Below are 15,607 nucleotides of genomic sequence, written 5' to 3' on the forward strand. Positions count from 1 at the left end.
CGCAGCGGCGGCCGCGGCGGCGTTGTCCGCGCGAATGCGTTCGGCCTGGGCGGCGGCTGCGGCGTCGCGGCGGGCGGCGGCGTCACGAATGGCGACGGCCTGCTCGCCGGTGGCTTCCGGCAAGGTGTTCAGCGCCGTCAGCGGCGCGGCGTTCAGGTCGTTCGCGCCGATCAACTGACCGAAGTCCTCGAACAGCATGATGCGGACGTAGTCGATGGCGCCCCGGTCGCTGAACAGCTTCACGCGCCACGAGCCGTCGATGCCCTTGGCGGCCACGCCGATCGGCACGCCGCGCGGGAAGCCGCCGCCGTCGCCCGAGGTCAGGATGCGGTCGCCCGCCTGGACCGAACCGACGCCGCGAACGAACTCCAGACGCGGATTGCCCGACCCGTCGCCCGACAGGATGGCGCGAGCGTCCGTGCGGTCGATCAGCACCGGCACGCGGCTGGCGACGTCGGTCAGCAGCAGCACGCGGCTGACGTTCGACGAGGTGCCGACCACGCGGCCGACGAGGCCGTGTTCGTTGATGACGGGGTTGCCGACCTTCACGCCGCTGCCAGCGCCGTTGTCGATCAGGCGGGCGTTCGAGAACGGACCCCGCGCATCCAGCACCGAGCGGGCCGTGACCATCTGCACGTCCGGCTGCGGCCGGATGCCCAGCATGGCTTCGTAGCGGGCGTTGACGTTCTTCAGGGCGATGGCTTGGTCACGCCACGGCGCCAGCTCGGCCAGTTCGCGCTTCAGGCGGCGGTTCTCGGAGACGGCGAAGAAATAGCCCCGGATGCCGTCGCTGGCGGCCCCGAACCAGCGCACCGGCGCGGCGAAGACGCCGCCGACCGGACCGGCGACGGTCTCCACGCCCGCCCGCACCGGCTGATACGGCGAGGCCTGGGCTCGCGAGTCGCTGATGACCAGCAGGATGGCGCCGATCGCGCACACGACGACGGCCACGGCCGCGGTCCAGACCAGCGGCACCTTGATGTTCTCGAACGGTCCGTCGCGAAACGCCACGGCGCGCCTTCCTGTGATTAGGGAATCGGCGGGACGCCCCCAGCCGATTTGCCGAGCCTATCGCAAAATCCGGGCCAGTTGGAAACTGGTGTAACCCCTGTGATGACAGGGATTTGAGGCGGTGTTTCGACCTTGACGCTTCAGAGCGCCGAGTCGAGCACGCCCTTCATCCAGCGCGGATGCTCCAGCACGCGGCCGCAGCCGATGGCCACGCACGACAGCGGATCGTCGGCGACCGACACCGGCAGGCCGGTGTGATCGCGGATTTCCGCGTCCAGACCACGCAGCAGCGCGCCGCCGCCGGTCAGCATGATGCCCTTGTCGGCGATGTCCGCGGCCAGTTCCGGCGGGGTGGCTTCCAGCGCGACCTTCACGGCCTCGACGATCTGGGCGACCGGCTCGGCGAGCGCTTCGGCGGCCTGACGCTCCGAGATGCGAACCTCGCGCGGCACGCCCTGCATCAGGTCGCGGCCCTTCACGTCGATCGACAGGCCTTCGCCGTCGGCCGGGATACGGGCGGTGCCGATGTCCTTCTTGATGCGCTCGGCGGTCGTCTCGCCGATCAGCAGGTTATGGTTGCGACGCATGTAGCTGATGATGCTGTCGTCCATCTTGTCGCCGCCGACGCGGACCGAACGCGAATAGACGATGCCAGACAGCGACAGCACGGCCACCTCGGTGGTGCCGCCGCCAATGTCGACGACCATCGAGCCGGTCGGCTCGTGGATCGGCAGGCCGGCGCCGATCGCGGCGGCCATCGGCTCGTCGATCAGGCCCACGCGGCGTGCCGAGGCGTTCAGGCAGGAATCGTTGATGGCGCGGCGCTCGACCGCGGTGGCGCCCGACGGCACGCACACGATCACCTTCGGGTTCACGAAGCCCTTGCGGTTGTGAACCTTGCGGATGAAGTGCTTGATCATCTCCTCGGCGACCTCGAAGTCGGCGATGACGCCGTCACGCATCGGGCGGATGGCTTCCATGTGGCCCGGGGTGCGGCCCAGCATCTGCTTGGCTTCGATGCCGACGGCGTGGACGATCTTCCGTCCACCGACATTCCGCAGGGCGACAACCGACGGCTCGTTCAGCACGATGCCCTTGCCCTTCATGTAGATCAGGGTGTTGGCGGTGCCGAGATCGATGGCGATGTCGTTAGAGATCGCGCCGAATACGTGGGAGAACATGGGCCTGGGATACCGTTCTTTCGGGCCTGGAAGGGCGTTCGTCTGACTTGATCCGCTTCGGCGAGGCCCCGGCTGCGCATATCCCCATACGCGCCGCCTCCTGATCGTCTTCGCCTGACCGACCGAAGGCCCGTTTGCCCGTGTGCGAGGGGGATTACAAGTCCCGTCTACACGGCGCGCGCGAGGAACTGTGCGGTCCCGTTCACGATAGTGTCAGGCAACGCTTCCAGCCCGTATCGTCAGACCGGCTCAAGCCCCTCCATATGCAGGGCACGGACGACCGCCGGCCGCGCCTGAACCAGGTTCAGATGCGCGTTCAGCTTCGGGTAGCGATCCTTGTCCAGCAGGTCTGCCTGCCGCAGCCAGCGGGTGAACACCGACAGGTACCCGTCGGCCACCGTATACTGATCACCCATCGCCCACGGGCCGCGCAGCAGGTGCTGTTCGACGACGTCGTACTTGCCCAGCGCCTTCTCCAGCGCCGCCGCCCTCGCCTCGCCCTCCAGCGGCGGCTTGCCGAACAACACTGCGCCGATCGCCGGATGCAGCGACGCGCCCAGGAAGCCGCTGAACGACTGCATACGGTCGAAGTCGAAGCCGGGCTCCTCCGGCGTCAGCCCGGCGTCCGGACTGGCTCGCGCCACATGGGTCATGATCACCAGGTTCTCGGTCAGCACGCCCTGATCGGTCGCCAGCGCCGGGGTTACGCCCGCCGGATTGATGGCCAGATACTCAGGCGTCCGCTGCTCGCCCTTCCTCAGGTCGATCTTGACCAGCTCGTACTCGACGCCGGCCTCTTCCAGCGCAAAGTGCGAAGCCATCGCGCAGGCGCCGGGAGAATAATACAGCTTCAGCATCGGACGAACTCCATCACCATGAGACTTTGAAAGGAAACGCGGAACGGCGAGGGTCTTTCCCTCAGTCCTCGGTCACGCCGGCGGCCCGCTCGCGGCGCTTCACCCACTCGCGCACGCCCAACATCAGGCCCAACCAGACCACCGCGACGCCCGCCAGGATCAGCGAGGTCCAGACACCGTCGCCGCTGACCGCCGAGACCACCGCTCCGCCGAAGAAGGACACCAGCGCCGTCTTGGGCAAGACGCCCAGCGTGCAGCCGGCGAGAAACAGCCAGAAATTCGCCCGCGTCGCCCCGAACGCCATGTTGACGACGATGAAGGGCGCCGAGGGCACATTTCGGATCATGAAGCTCGCGTAGAAGGCGTTGCGCCCCACGAACCGCTTCAGCCGGTCCAGCGTTCGCCCGCCGACCCGGTCCAGCAGCCTCGCGGTGGGACCGCGTCCCATCCAGTAGGTCACCCCCGCCGACACCACCGTCGCCGCCCAGCTGTAGAAAAAGCCCAGTGACGGCCCGAAAGCGACCACGCAGGCCGCGATCAGAATGAACTGCGGCGCGCCGATGAAGGCCGAAACGACGAACAGGACGACGGTCGCCGCGAACGCCCACGGACTGCCGGCATAGCCCTGCAGCCACGCCTCCAGCTTCTCCTCCGTCGCCAGCCCGAGTTGCGTCTTGCCCAGCGCCAGCAGCCCCAGCGTCGCACCCAGCAGCAGGGCGGTCGCCAGCGCCGCCTTCCAGCGACGGGCCTCCATATTCAGGATGAAGTCGAGGAAACGGCGCATGGATCAGTTGGCGGGCTGAGCGCCCATGGTGACGGTCATGGTCTGCAACACCCAGTTCTGGGCATGAGGGCTCAACGCCCAGACCTGCGAATAGACGCCGAGAACCTCTCCGGCATTCGCCGGCTGCAGGACACCTGTCACCTCGACATGCTTCGAATCCAGGCCGGTCGTCCGCTCCGCCACCATCCGGACAGGATGTTCAGCAAACTTAGCCGCCAGAAACTCGGCCACTTCTCGTCCATGCAGCTCTCCGGCGACGGTTTCCCCGTCCCAAGTCACGGTCGGTGTCGCGTTCATTCCGGTGTATCGCCGCCAGTAGGCGTCTACTGCCTCGTCGGTTCTCCGCCATTCGACCTTCATCAGCGCGCTACGCGCCTGCGCAGCCGCGATGACGTCCCCGTCCAGCTCGGCGCAGGCGCCCAGTCGATTGACCGCCGAGCGATAGGATTGCGCGTCCAGCGCCTCGCACTGGGGGAAGGCTTCCAGCGCCAGATCAGCAAGACCGAACGCCGACTGGGTCGTCAGTCCTCCTGAGCAGGTGTTGTCGGTTCGTCGGCGCACCGGAGCCAGACGCGAGCGGTCCAGAGGGCTGTTCGCCATCTCGACCGTGGTGACCCACGCATGCAGGCAGACCGGGGGCATCGGGCGCCCATCCAGCAAAGGGGGTTCATGGGCGACCGCGAAATCTGCAAAGCGAAACTCGCGTTGAACCCGTCCCCAGAGTTCGACGCCCACACTGGCCGTGAGCTTTCGCCCGTCCGCCGCGTAAACGACGGCTTGGGGAGAGGACCCGGGTCGCCTTTCGAAGGCGATCACCGGCAAGTCCTGGCCGTATCCATCGACCATCAGAACCCGATAGACCTCCGCCCCGCTCGCTGCGTCGGCTTCGATCGTGGGCGCCGAGAACCGGGCCAGCGTCTCGGCACGCGGACCGCTGTCGCATCGATTGACGCCATTGTCGTCGCGGCAATCCCGCGAGACCGCCGGCTCCTGCCCGGCCAGCCCGGCCAGCGCGGCGATGGCGGCGAATACAATAAGACTCACGACGTGACCTCCGCTTCAGCCTCACCATTTGCACGCACCGGGCCGCGCCCGTAAACAACCCTCGCCTTCCCGCGCTCGAGAATCTCCCATGTCCAGTCTGCAGTCGTCCGCCCTCGCTCGCGTGAAGCCCTCCGCCACCCTCGCGGTGACCGCCCGGGCGCGTGAGCTGAAGCGCGAGGGTCGCGACGTGATCGGCCTGGGGGCCGGCGAACCGGACTTCGACACCCCCGAGAACATCAAGGAAGCGGCCATCTCCGCCATCCGCCGCGGCGAGACCAAATACACCGACGTCGACGGCCTGCCCGAGCTGAAACAGGCGGTGTCCGCCAAGTTCGCCCGCGAGAACGGCCTGAGCTACGGCGTCGACCAGATCCACGTCGCCCCGGGCGGCAAGACCGTCATCTACAACGCCTTGGTCGCCACCCTGTCGCCCGGCGACGAGGTGATCGTTCCCGCGCCCTACTGGGTTTCCTACCCCGACATGGTTCTGCTGGCCGGCGGCGAGCCCGTCCGCGTCGTCGGGCACGAGGCCGACGGCTTCAAGCTGCGTCCCGAGGCGCTCGAGGCCGCGATTACGCGGAAGACCAAGTGGCTGATCCTCAACTCGCCGTCCAACCCGACCGGCGCCGCCTACACAGGCGAGGAGCTCGAGGCTCTCGCCGCCGTCCTGCGTCGTCACCCGCAGGTCTGGGTGCTGACCGACGACATGTACGAGCACCTGATCTACGGCGACTTCGACTACAAAACGATCGCCCAGGTCGCCCCCGACCTGATCGACCGCACCCTGACCGTCAACGGCGTCTCCAAGGCCTACGCCATGACCGGCTGGCGCATCGGCTACGCGGGCGGGCCCAAGCCGCTGATCGACCTGATGCGCAAGGTGGCGGGCCAGACCACCACCAACCCGTCGTCGGTCAGCCAGTGGGCCGCCGTCGAGGCCCTGAACGGCCCGCAGGACTTCATCGCCGAACGCGCGACCCATTTCGAGGCTCGCCGCGATCTGGTCGTGTCCATGCTGAACCAGGCCGCCGGCATCCGCTGCGCGACCCCCGAGGGCGCCTTCTACGTCTATCCGTCGATCGAGGGCCTGGTCGGCAAGACAACGGAGTCCGGCGTCGTCATCGACGGTGACGACACATTCGCCACCGAACTCCTGAACGCCGAGGGCGTCGCGGTGGTACAAGGCTCCGCCTTCGGCCTCAGCCCCTACTTCCGCATCAGCTACGCGACGAGCGAGACCGTGCTGGAAGAGGCGTGCACGCGCATCCAGCGGTTCTGTGCGTCGCTGAAGTAACCCCTCCACCACGCTTCGCGTGGTCCCCTCCCCAGCTTCGCTGGAGAGGTGAGCCGACACTTTCACCTCTCCGCGTCGTGGGGAGGTGGCTCGGCGCGCTCGCGCGACGAGACGGAGGGGTAAGTCCGACGCGATGTCGTCAGATCATCGCCATGCCGCCGTTCACGTGCAGCGTCTGCCCCGTGACGTAGGCCGCCTCGTCCGAGCTCAGGAACACCGCCGCCGCCGCGATCTCGTCGCCGGTGCCCAGACGGCCGGCCGGTATGCTGCCCAGAATGGTCTCGCGCTGCTGGTCGTTCAGCACGTCCGTCATCGGCGAGGCGATGAAGCCTGGCGCGATGCAGTTGACGGTGATGCCGCGCGATCCGACTTCCTGGGCCAGCGACTTGGAGAAGCCGATCATGCCGGCCTTGGACGCCGCATAGTTGGTCTGGCCCGGATTGCCGGTCACGCCGACCACAGAGGTCACGCCGATGATGCGGCCCGCGCGGCGCTTCATCATCCCCTTCGTCACGGCGCGCGTGAGCCGGAAATAGCTCTCGAGATTGACCTTGATGACCTGCTCGAAGTCGTCGTCCTTCATCCTGACCAGGACGCCGTCCTTCGTGATCCCAGCATTGGCGACCAGGATGTCCAGCGGCGCGCCGGCGGCTTCCTCGGCGCGACCGATCAGGCCGTCGACCGATTCGGCGTCCGACAGGTTGGCGGCGGCGGCGAAGGCCCGTTCACCCAGCTCTTTCGCCAGATCCTGCAGCACCGCCTCGCGGGTGCCGGACAGCACCACCGTCGCGCCCTGCGCGTGCAGCGCCCGGGCCACGGCCCCGCCGATGCCGCCCGTCGCGCCCGTGACCAGGGCCGTCTTGCCAGTGAGGTTGAACATTTTCAAAGCTCCGCCATTTCGTGAGGGTGGGTCTATCCGAGCCCGCGCCACATCGCCAGAGGAACGCCCGATGGATCGAAACCGTCTCATCACGGATCGCCGCACGCTGCTGATGGGCGCGGGCCTGTTTGGACTGGCCGGATGCGCCAGCACGGGCGGCGGCCTGCCGATGCCGGAGGTTCGCGGGCTCGAACGCCTGCCGATGACCCAGGGCGTGCTGAACAAATACGTCACCGAGCGCCGCCTGCCCGGCGTGGCCGTCGGCGTGCGCGCGCCGGACGGCTCGGACATTTTCATCCAGGCCGGGACGCTGGACTTCAACGTGTACAACCGGGTCACCCCCGACAGCCTGTTCCGCATCTATTCGATGACCAAGCCCGTCACGGGCACGGCCGCGGCTCTGCTGATCGAGGATGGCCGGCTGACGCTGGACCAGCCCGTCGCCGACTTCATTCCGGAGTTCGCCAGTCTGAAGGTCCTGCCCGGCGGCGAGGGCCGGCTGGCGGACGCGCGGCCTGCGCAGAACGTCATGACCATCCGCCATCTGCTGACCCACACCAGCGGCCTGACCTACAACATCGTCGGCAACGGCCCGGTGCAGCGCGCCTACCGCCGCAACGGCATCTTCCCCTTCACCGGCGAACTGGCGGCCGAGGATGGCGACGCCCCCAAGGTCCGCGACCTCGACGAGATGGTGGCGAAGCTGGCCGACATCCCCCTGATCGCCGAGCCCGGCACGGCGTACAACTACAGCGTCTCGCTCGACGTGCTGGGGCTGGTCATCCAGCGCGCCTCGGGCATGAGCTTCCCCGACTTCGTCCAGCGCCGCATCCTGAACCCGGTCGGCATGGACGACACCGTCTGGCGTCTTCGCCCCGGCGACGCCGACCGCCTGATGCAGATCTACGCCTTCGGCCGCAACGGGACCAATCCGCCAACTGTGCCGCCGGGCGCTTCGGTCGAGGACTATTCGGCCCCGATCACCCTCTATGCGGGCGGCGCGGGCCTGGTCTCCTCGACCCGCGACTATCTCGACTTCCTGGCCATGCTGCTGAACGACGGCCGCGCGGGCCGGGTGCGGGTCATGCGGCCCGAGACCGCGCGCCTGATCCGCTCCGACATCCTGCCCGAGGGTCTGACCGCCCTGAACGGCGGCTACGGCTTCGGCGGCTGGGTCGCCCGTCCGGGCCACCTGCGTCAGGGCGAGTACGGCTGGAGCGGCGCCGCCGGCACCCAGGCCTGGATCGACCCGGAGAAGAACTTCGCCGCGACCATGATGATCCAGGCCATGCCCTACGGCGCGGTCGACATCATCTCGGAGGTCCGGCCGGCGATCGATGCCGATCTGGGGATCGTGCGGGGCTAACGCCCCTGCCACCAAACTCCGTCACCCTCGGGCTCGACCCGAGGGCCGGAGGTCGAAGCAAGCTGTGCCTCGACCACGACACGCGAACAGCCGGACGCTCAGAGCCCGCCCCCACGTCCGATCCTCGGGTCAAGCCCGAGGATGACGGCGTTTGGTCGGGAGCGACTGAGTTCTGGAACTCAAACGCTCTTCGCAAACGTTTCCAGTTCTTCCGGCGTATTCAGCGCGACGCTCTCGGCATCGGGGGCGATGCGCTTGGCCATGCCGGTCAAGACCTTGCCCGAGCCGATCTCGGCGAACCGCGTGACGCCGCCCTCACCGGCCATCCAATCCATCGACTCGCGCCAGCGGACGCGGCCGGTGACCTGTTCGACCAGCAGGCGGCGGATGACCTCCGGATCGCTCTCCGGGCGGGCCGGCACATTGGCTACCACCGGCACGATCGGGGCGACGATGGTCGCGCTCGCCAGCGCCGCCGCCATCTCGTCGGCGGCCGGCTGCATCAGCGGACAGTGGAACGGCGCCGAGACGTTCAGCGGGATCGCCCGCGCGCCCAGTTCCTTGGCCTTCTCGATGGCGCGGTCCACGGCGGCCTTGTCGCCCGAGATCACGATGTTGCCGGCGTTGTTGTCGTTGGCCACGACGCAGACGCCGACTTCCGAGCCGGCCTTCGCCGCTTCCTCGGCCAGCGCCAGATCCGTCTTCGGCCCGATAAGCGAGGCCATCGCGCCCTTGCCCACCGGCACGGCGCGCTGCATCGCCTGACCGCGCAGCTTCAGCAGGCGGGCGGTGTCCGACAGGCTGATCGCCCCGGCGGCGCACAGGGCCGAGTATTCGCCCAGCGAGTGGCCGGCGACGAAGGCGGCGCGGTCCACGCCGACGCCGAACTCGGCCTTCAGCGCGCGCGCGGCGGCGACCGACACGGCCATCAGGGCCGGCTGAGCGTTCTCGGTCAGGGTCAGTTGATCCTCGGGACCTTCGCGCATCAGCGTCGACAGCTTCTGGCCCAGCGCCTCGTCAACCTCGGCGAAGACCTCGCGGGCCGAGGCGAAGGCGTCGGCCAGCGCCGCCCCCATGCCGACCGCCTGGCTGCCTTGTCCGGGGAACAGGAGGGCGAGGGTCATTGTCGAAGCTCCGAGGCCGTGAATCGAGGCCGCAGCGATAGGCCGACCCTGCCGCAGGGGCAAGCGCCGCCTCTCCCTAGAGCCAGAGCCGGATCACGTCGGCCGACACCGTCCCGTTCGCCTGCGCCGTATTGGCGGTGTAGCTGACCTGGCTCTCCCGCCCGCCGCAGACGCAGCGGAAACGGGTCGAATGCCCCTCCTGCGGCCAGTCCCGACGCGAGCCGAAGATCGGGCGAGGGTCCATCAGGGCCGCATGCTCGCAGCCCGGCGACATGCAGCGCACCACCAGCCGCCCCCGCGGATGGGCGTCCGGGTTCCGGGGTTCGTACCAGTCGCTTCGAATGTCCCGCATGTCGCCTCCTACCCGTCCACCTTACAGCGGGCGAGTCGGAGTGACATGCAAATGTTCTACTTTTGTTTCACTTTCCTGTGGAAATGAAACGAGGTCAGTCCTTGATCTCCGCCGTGCATGGACGATCGTCCGGACCTGCCGCGCCGTCGCAACGACGCAGGGCCAGCAGGGTGTCCTCGGTCTCGACCAGCCGGTTCCGCCCGTCCTCGCCCCGCACCAGGGTGAAGGCGTCGTACAGGCCGCCCGTGGCGGTGAAGGCGCGGAAGTTCAGCCGGTCCTCGGCCACGTCGATCAGCTGGTACAGCTCGGTGTTCTCGGCCGCCCGCACCGGCTGGGTGTCCGCCCGGTCGTTCAGCCCGTACATCTTCGAGCCCGTGACCGAGACCACATAGACCGGTCCCTGCGGCAGCCCCGCGTCGCTGTTCGCGCGCGAGGCCTCGGCCCCGGCCGGATCGGAAACGCGGCCGTAGCAGTGGTCATGTCCCTGCAGCACCAGATCGATGCGGCGGGCGTCGAATATCGGCTTCCACGCCGCCTTCAGCTCCTCCGTGTCCTCCGGCCGGGCGCAGGTGTAGAGCGGCTGGTGGAACAGGGCGATGTTCCAGCGCGCGGTGCTGGAGGCCAGCGTCTGGTCCAGCCAGCGGGTCTGGCTCTCGTTCGCGCCCAGATCCAGCGCCGCCGTGCCGTCCAAAATGATGAACCGCACGCCCTGATAGTCGACGAAATAGCTGGTCTGCTCCGCGCCCTGGGCCCCGTTCTGCGGCAGGGCGAACTGCAGCGGCCAGTGCGGCCCCAGCCGGCGCGATTCCGTGCCGTCCGCCAGAATGTGATCGACGTACTCGTGATTGCCCGCCGCCGGAATCTGGGCCGTCATGGCGAAGGCGCGACCGCCGGCCTCGGTCCACTCGCCCCACTCGTCGTCGTGCACCTTGGTTCCGCGCTGGGCAACCAGATCGCCGGCGTGGACGACCAGACCGATCGGCCCGGCCTCTTTCAAAGCCGAGCGGATTACCCGCGAGCCGATCTCGAGGATGTCGTTCTGGGTGTCGCCCAGATAGACAAAGCGGAACGGCGCGAAGCCCTCGGCCGCGGTGCGGAACGGCAGCCACTCGCTCCAGCCGTCTGCGGCGCGGACGCGATAGACATAGCGCGTGCCCGGCGTCAGGCCGTCGAACCGAACCTGATGATAGTTCGCCCGGCCGTTCTCGGTCTCGATCGGCGCCGTCGTTCCCGTCACGGTGCGGGCCGTATGCCCCAGCAGCGGCCCGTCGATCTCCACGGCGATCTGGGCTTCCGCGGTCGCCTGCGTCGTATTGGTGCGCCAGGCGACAGCTGCGCCCCGCGCCGCGTCGGCGGCGGGCGTCAGCACGATCCGGTCAGCCCAGCTGCGCGCCTCCCAACGGCCGTTCGGCGCATGGGCCGGCGGGGGAACCGGATCGGGATCCGGCGGCGCGACCACCTGGGCCATCGCCGGACCGGCGAACAGGCTGGCAGCGCTCATCAGGGCGGCGAGCGACGTCTTCATGATGGAATCCCCGACGAGCAGCAGTCGGCCCGGACCTAACGTCCGAGTGCGACGGTTTTGTCCGGGATTTGTGACCTGCGACACAAAGGTCGCCGACGGCCTCTAGAACAGCACCGCGGGGTTCATGATCCGCTGCGGGTCGATGGCCTCGCGCACGGCCTTCATGGTCGCGATCTCCAGCGGGGTCTTGTAACGCCGCGCCTCGTCGGTTTTCAGCCGGCCCAGCCCGTGCTCGGCCGAGATCGAACCGTCGTAGCGGGCCACCACGTCGTGCACGACCTGCGAACCCTCGGCCCAGCGGCCGATGAAGGCGGCATGGTCCGCACCCGGCGGGCACAGGACGTCGTAGTGCATGTTGCCGTCGCCGACGTGGCCGAAGGCGCTGACCCGCGCGCCGGGCTCGAAGGCCTGCACCGCCGCCGCGGCCTCGTCCAGGAAGTCGGCGATGCGCGAAACGGGGACCGAGACGTCATGCTTCCAGCCGCCGCCCTCGGGCTTCTGGGCCGCGGACTGCTCTTCCCGCACCTTCCAGAAGTCGGCGCGCTGGCTGTCTGTCCGGGCGATGGCGGCGTCGACGATCAGCCCTTCCTCGAAGGCCGCCGTCAGGATGCGTTCCAGCCCCACCTCCGCCGCGCCCGGCTCGCCGGAGACCAGCTCGATCAGCACATACCAGGGAGGCGTGCTCTCCAGTGGCTCGCGGGTGTCGGGGATGTTCCTCAGCACGAACTCCATACCGATCCGCTTCATCAGCTCGAAGGCCTCGACCCCGCCGCCGGTCTCCGCCTTGGCGCGGGCCAGCAGTTCGATCGCGTCGCGCGCGCTCTCAAGCCCCACCATGGCGGTCGCCCGCGAGCGCATCACCGGAAACAGCTTCAGAGTCGCCGCGGTGACCACGCCCAGCGTGCCTTCGGCCCCGATCAGCAACTGCTTCAGGTCATAGCCGGTGTTGTCCTTCCGCAGCCGCTTCAGCCCCCGGAAGATTTCGCCGTTCGGCAGCACCGCCTCGATGCCCAGCACCAGATCGCGCATCACGCCATAGCGGATCACCGCCGTGCCGCCGGCATTGGTCGAAATCACCCCGCCGATGGTCGCCGAGCCCTCGGCCGCGAGGCTCAGCGGGAACATCCGTCCCGCCGCCGCTGCCGCCTGCTGCGCCTCCAGCAAGGTCACCCCGGCCTCGACCGTCATGGCGTCATCCAGCGGCGTCACATCGCGCACCGCCCGCATCTTGCGCAGCGACAACAGCACCTCGCCGAACGGCACCTGCCCGCCGACCAGTCCAGTCGCCCCGCCCTGCGGCACGATCGCCACCTGATGCTCGGCGCATATCCTGACCAGCCGCGCCACCTCGTCCGTCGAGCGCGGCGTCAGCATCAGCGGCGTATGCCCGCTCCACCGATTGCGCCACTCCTTCAGCCACGGCGCGATCTCGGCCGGATCATCGGTCCACCCCCCGGGACCGGCGGCGACCTTCAGGGAATTCGAGGCTTCTGGCGACGGAGAGGTCATGAGTCGGTTCTAACTCGTATCGTCATACCGGCGAAGCTGCCCTTTCCCTTCCGCTCATCCCCGCGAAGGCGGGGATCCAGCACATACAGTGGTTGGGCGGAGACGTTTCGCAGTGCGCTCCGGGTAGCCCGTGCTCGACCTGACCAGTCGTACTGGATCCCCGCCTTCGCGGGGATTGAGCGGAGATTTGGGTGCCCCGGCGCGCTCGGGATATAGGACCATCCATGGCCCTCCCCGCTCCCGTCCCCGCCGTCGGCGTCGTCTGCCTGCACGGCGACGAGGTCCTGCTGATCCGGCGCGGCACGCCGCCGCGTCAGGGCGAGTGGAGCCTGCCCGGCGGCCGGATCGAGCCCGGCGAGGCCGCGACCGACGCCGCGATTCGGGAGTTGCGCGAGGAAACCGGCGTCGAGGCCCACCTGACCGGCCTGCTCGACGTCGTCGACGGCATCTTCCCCTCGGCAGGCAGGCACTACGTCCTGATCGACTACGCCGCCGAATGGCTGTCGGGGGAACCGGTCGCCGGCGACGACGCGCTGGAGGCCCGGTTCGTGGCGCTGGATCAGGTCGAGGCGCTGATCGACTGGTCCGAGACCCGGCGCGTCATCGCCCTCGCCGTCGCGCGCCGCACACCCGGATAGCGCGCAGGGATTACGCGGTTGTCATCATGCCTAGTTCGGTTTCGGTGGCGCTGCCGCTCCGGACTGCTAACCTGTGCTGCAACCGGGAGGCATTGATGGACTTTTCTGTCGTTTTCGTCGTCGCGATCGTCGCGCTGGCTTTCATTCTGCTGTTCAGCGTCGTGAAGATCGTTCCCCAGGGACGTGAGTTCACGGTCGAGCGCTTCGGCAAATACACGCGGACCCTGTCGCCGGGCATCAGCATCCTGACCCCGTTCGTCGAGCGCATCGGCCGCCGCATGAACATGATGGAACAGGTGCTGGACGTCCCGACGCAGGAAGTCATCACCAAGGACAACGCCCTGGTGAAGGTCGACGGCATCGTCTTCATCCAGGTCATGGACGCCGCGGCCGCCGCCTACCGCGTCGACGACCTGACCTACGCCATCTCGCAGCTCTGCATGACCAACCTGCGGACCGTGGTCGGTTCCATGGAACTCGACGAGGTGCTCAGCCAGCGCGACAGCATCAACACCCGTCTGCTGCAGGTCATCGACGCCGCCACCGAGCCGTGGGGCGTGAAGGCCAACCGCATCGAGATCAAGGACCTGACCCCGCCGGCGGACATCACCAACGCCATGGCCCGTCAGATGAAGGCCGAGCGCGAGCGCCGCGCCGTCGTCACCGAGGCGGACGGCGAGAAGCAGGCCGCCATCGCCCGCGCCGAGGGCGCTAAACAGGCCGCCATCCTCGAGGCCGAAGGCCGCAAGGAAGCCGCCTTCCGCGACGCCGAGGCCCGCGAGCGTGAAGCCGAGGCCGAGGCCCGCGCCACCGCCATGGTGTCGGAAGCCATCGCCCGCGGCGACGTGAACGCGATCAACTACTTCGTGGCCCAGAAATACGTCGAGGCCTTCGCCGAGCTGGCCCGCAGCCCGCAGCAGAAGACCGTCATCGTCCCCGCCGAGATGGGCGCCCTGGTCGGCACCATCGCCGGCGTCGGCGAACTGGTCGGCCTGGCCCGCGAACAGCAGCAGACCGCGCCGGTGCGCCCGCCGCGCGCCCCGAGGACATGATCCATGGACGCCCTGGTCAATCTGCACGCCGCCCAGCCCTTCTGGATATGGCTGGCGCTGGGCGTCGTCCTCCTGGCCATCGAGGCGGCGACCTCGACCGAATGGCTGCTCTGGCCGGCGGTGTCGGCCGGAGTGGTCGCCGTGGTCGCCGCCCTCGGCTTCCCGATGGGCTTCTGGGGCGAGGCCCTGCTGTTCGGCGCCCTGACCGTCGCCTCGACCCTGCTGTCGCGCCGGCTGGTCCAGCGCGTGAACCCCGACGAGGCCCCGGATATCAACGCCCGCGATAGTCGCCTCGTCGGCCAGCGGGCGCAGGTCACACACGCCTTCGTCGACGGCCGCGGACGGGTGTTCGTCTCCGGCTCGGAATGGGCGGCGGACATCGAGGACGCCGCGCCACTGGCCGGCGAAAGCGTGGTGGTCGAGAGCGTCCACGGAGCTCGCCTGAAGGTCCGGGCCGCGTGATCGCCCCGCTCGTCGCGGCTCTGGGTCTGTGGCTCGCGCCCGGTCAGGACGCCGCGACGACCCGGCCCGCCCCTGTCGCCATCGCCGACCCGACGCGAGCCGACACGCTGCTGGCCGCCTTCGACCCGCTGATCGGCAAGACCTGGCGCGGCGCCTCGATCACGGCCGAGAACGTCGTCGATGAGGTCCGCTTCGAGCGGACGGCCGGCGACAAGGCGATCTGGAGCACCCACTCTGCCGCCGGCGGGGCCTACACCGGCGACACATTGATCGTCTTCGACCGCGACACCGGCGGTCTGGTGTCCTTCTACGCTACCAGCGGCGGCTTCTACACCACCGGCACGGTCAAGGTTCTCGGTCCCGGCCGGTTCGAGTTCGAGCAACAGGTGCACGGGCTGGACGGCATCGAGGCGGTCCGAGCGCAGACGACCTTCGAGGACAACGTCTACCGCATCCGCAGCCAGCACCTGATCAACGGCGCCTGGGTCGAGACCGGCGGCTTCGACTACCGCCCCATCGACTGACGGG

At 68.7% G+C, this 15,607-nt stretch carries 16 protein-coding genes; 6 read left to right on the forward strand and 10 right to left on the reverse strand.

All coding sequences use genetic code 11. The annotated features are described in order from the left end of the window. The 5 genes from mreC to ABDZ95_RS11675 form a co-directional block, all read right to left on the reverse strand. On the reverse strand, positions 1-1,011 hold a 1,011-nt coding region (gene mreC, locus ABDZ95_RS11655; protein WP_343793904.1), incomplete at its 3' end, for a rod shape-determining protein MreC. 140 nt (positions 1,012-1,151) lie between these two features. After that, a complete protein-coding gene (locus tag ABDZ95_RS11660) occupies positions 1,152-2,192 on the reverse strand; it encodes a rod shape-determining protein (protein ID WP_343793906.1) in 1,041 nt (346 codons plus the stop codon). A 239-nt stretch (positions 2,193-2,431) separates the two neighbouring features. Next, on the reverse strand, positions 2,432-3,049 hold the full coding sequence (locus ABDZ95_RS11665; RefSeq protein WP_343793908.1) for a glutathione S-transferase family protein: 618 nt from the start codon (positions 3,047-3,049) through the stop codon (positions 2,432-2,434). A gap of 61 nt (positions 3,050-3,110) precedes the next feature. Continuing rightward, a complete protein-coding gene (locus ABDZ95_RS11670; RefSeq protein ID WP_343793910.1) occupies positions 3,111-3,833 on the reverse strand; it encodes a TVP38/TMEM64 family protein in 723 nt (240 codons plus the stop codon). A 3-nt stretch (positions 3,834-3,836) separates the two neighbouring features. Then, positions 3,837-4,877 (reverse strand): hypothetical protein, encoded by a 1,041-nt coding sequence (locus ABDZ95_RS11675; protein ID WP_343793912.1) that lies wholly within the window; start codon positions 4,875-4,877, stop codon positions 3,837-3,839. Positions 4,878-4,965: 88 nt separating this feature from the next. Between ABDZ95_RS11675 and ABDZ95_RS11680 the strand changes: the two genes are divergently transcribed. After that, positions 4,966-6,171, forward strand: coding sequence for a pyridoxal phosphate-dependent aminotransferase (locus ABDZ95_RS11680; protein WP_343793913.1), 1,206 nt, complete (start codon positions 4,966-4,968; stop codon positions 6,169-6,171). Positions 6,172-6,310: 139 nt separating this feature from the next. Here the strand turns inward: ABDZ95_RS11680 and fabG are convergent, their stop codons facing one another. Continuing rightward, entirely contained in the window at positions 6,311-7,051 is a 741-nt protein-coding gene (fabG, locus tag ABDZ95_RS11685) for a 3-oxoacyl-[acyl-carrier-protein] reductase (RefSeq protein WP_343793915.1), read from the reverse strand. Between the two features lie 70 nt (positions 7,052-7,121). Here fabG and ABDZ95_RS11690 point away from each other — a divergent pair, with 70 nt between their 5' ends. Further along, positions 7,122-8,417 carry a serine hydrolase domain-containing protein gene (locus ABDZ95_RS11690; protein ID WP_343793917.1) on the forward strand — a complete coding sequence of 432 codons (1,296 nt, stop codon included), beginning with the start codon at positions 7,122-7,124 and terminating at the stop codon, positions 8,415-8,417. Positions 8,418-8,596: 179 nt separating this feature from the next. Here ABDZ95_RS11690 and fabD read toward each other — a convergent pair whose 3' ends face one another. The 4 genes from fabD to ABDZ95_RS11710 all read right to left on the reverse strand — a co-directional run bounded on the left by fabD (position 8,597) and on the right by ABDZ95_RS11710 (position 12,927). Further along, positions 8,597-9,541, reverse strand: a complete 945-nt coding sequence (gene fabD, locus ABDZ95_RS11695) for an ACP S-malonyltransferase (RefSeq protein WP_343793919.1) — start codon at positions 9,539-9,541, stop codon at positions 8,597-8,599. A gap of 76 nt (positions 9,542-9,617) precedes the next feature. After that, the gene (locus ABDZ95_RS11700; RefSeq protein ID WP_343793921.1) at positions 9,618-9,893 is read right to left on the reverse strand and encodes a hypothetical protein; all 276 of its coding nucleotides are present in this window, start codon (positions 9,891-9,893) and stop codon (positions 9,618-9,620) included. A gap of 94 nt (positions 9,894-9,987) precedes the next feature. Beyond that, complete coding sequence (locus ABDZ95_RS11705; RefSeq protein WP_343793923.1) at positions 9,988-11,418, reverse strand: purple acid phosphatase family protein; 1,431 nt, start codon at positions 11,416-11,418, stop codon at positions 9,988-9,990. A gap of 102 nt (positions 11,419-11,520) precedes the next feature. Continuing rightward, entirely contained in the window at positions 11,521-12,927 is a 1,407-nt protein-coding gene (locus ABDZ95_RS11710) for an FAD-binding oxidoreductase (protein WP_343793925.1), read from the reverse strand. 224 nt (positions 12,928-13,151) lie between these two features. Here ABDZ95_RS11710 and ABDZ95_RS11715 point away from each other — a divergent pair, with 224 nt between their 5' ends. The 4 genes from ABDZ95_RS11715 (at position 13,152) to ABDZ95_RS11730 (ending at position 15,603) form a co-directional block, all read left to right on the forward strand. After that, positions 13,152-13,565: an NUDIX hydrolase gene (locus ABDZ95_RS11715; RefSeq protein ID WP_343793927.1), complete on the forward strand. Its 414-nt coding sequence runs from the start codon at positions 13,152-13,154 to the stop codon at positions 13,563-13,565. Between the two features lie 95 nt (positions 13,566-13,660). Next, positions 13,661-14,617, forward strand: a complete 957-nt coding sequence (locus tag ABDZ95_RS11720; RefSeq protein WP_343793929.1) for an SPFH domain-containing protein — start codon at positions 13,661-13,663, stop codon at positions 14,615-14,617. Between the two features lie 3 nt (positions 14,618-14,620). Beyond that, positions 14,621-15,079, forward strand: coding sequence for an NfeD family protein (locus ABDZ95_RS11725; RefSeq protein ID WP_343793931.1), 459 nt, complete (start codon positions 14,621-14,623; stop codon positions 15,077-15,079). Further along, positions 15,076-15,603: a hypothetical protein gene (locus ABDZ95_RS11730; protein WP_343793933.1), complete on the forward strand. Its 528-nt coding sequence runs from the start codon at positions 15,076-15,078 to the stop codon at positions 15,601-15,603. Before ABDZ95_RS11725 ends, ABDZ95_RS11730 begins: the two co-directional genes overlap by 4 nt. Positions 15,604-15,607: the final 4 nt, after the last annotated feature.

Origin of the sequence: Brevundimonas kwangchunensis (assembly GCF_039523815.1) — a bacterium.
Classification (GTDB): domain Bacteria; phylum Pseudomonadota; class Alphaproteobacteria; order Caulobacterales; family Caulobacteraceae; genus Brevundimonas; species Brevundimonas kwangchunensis.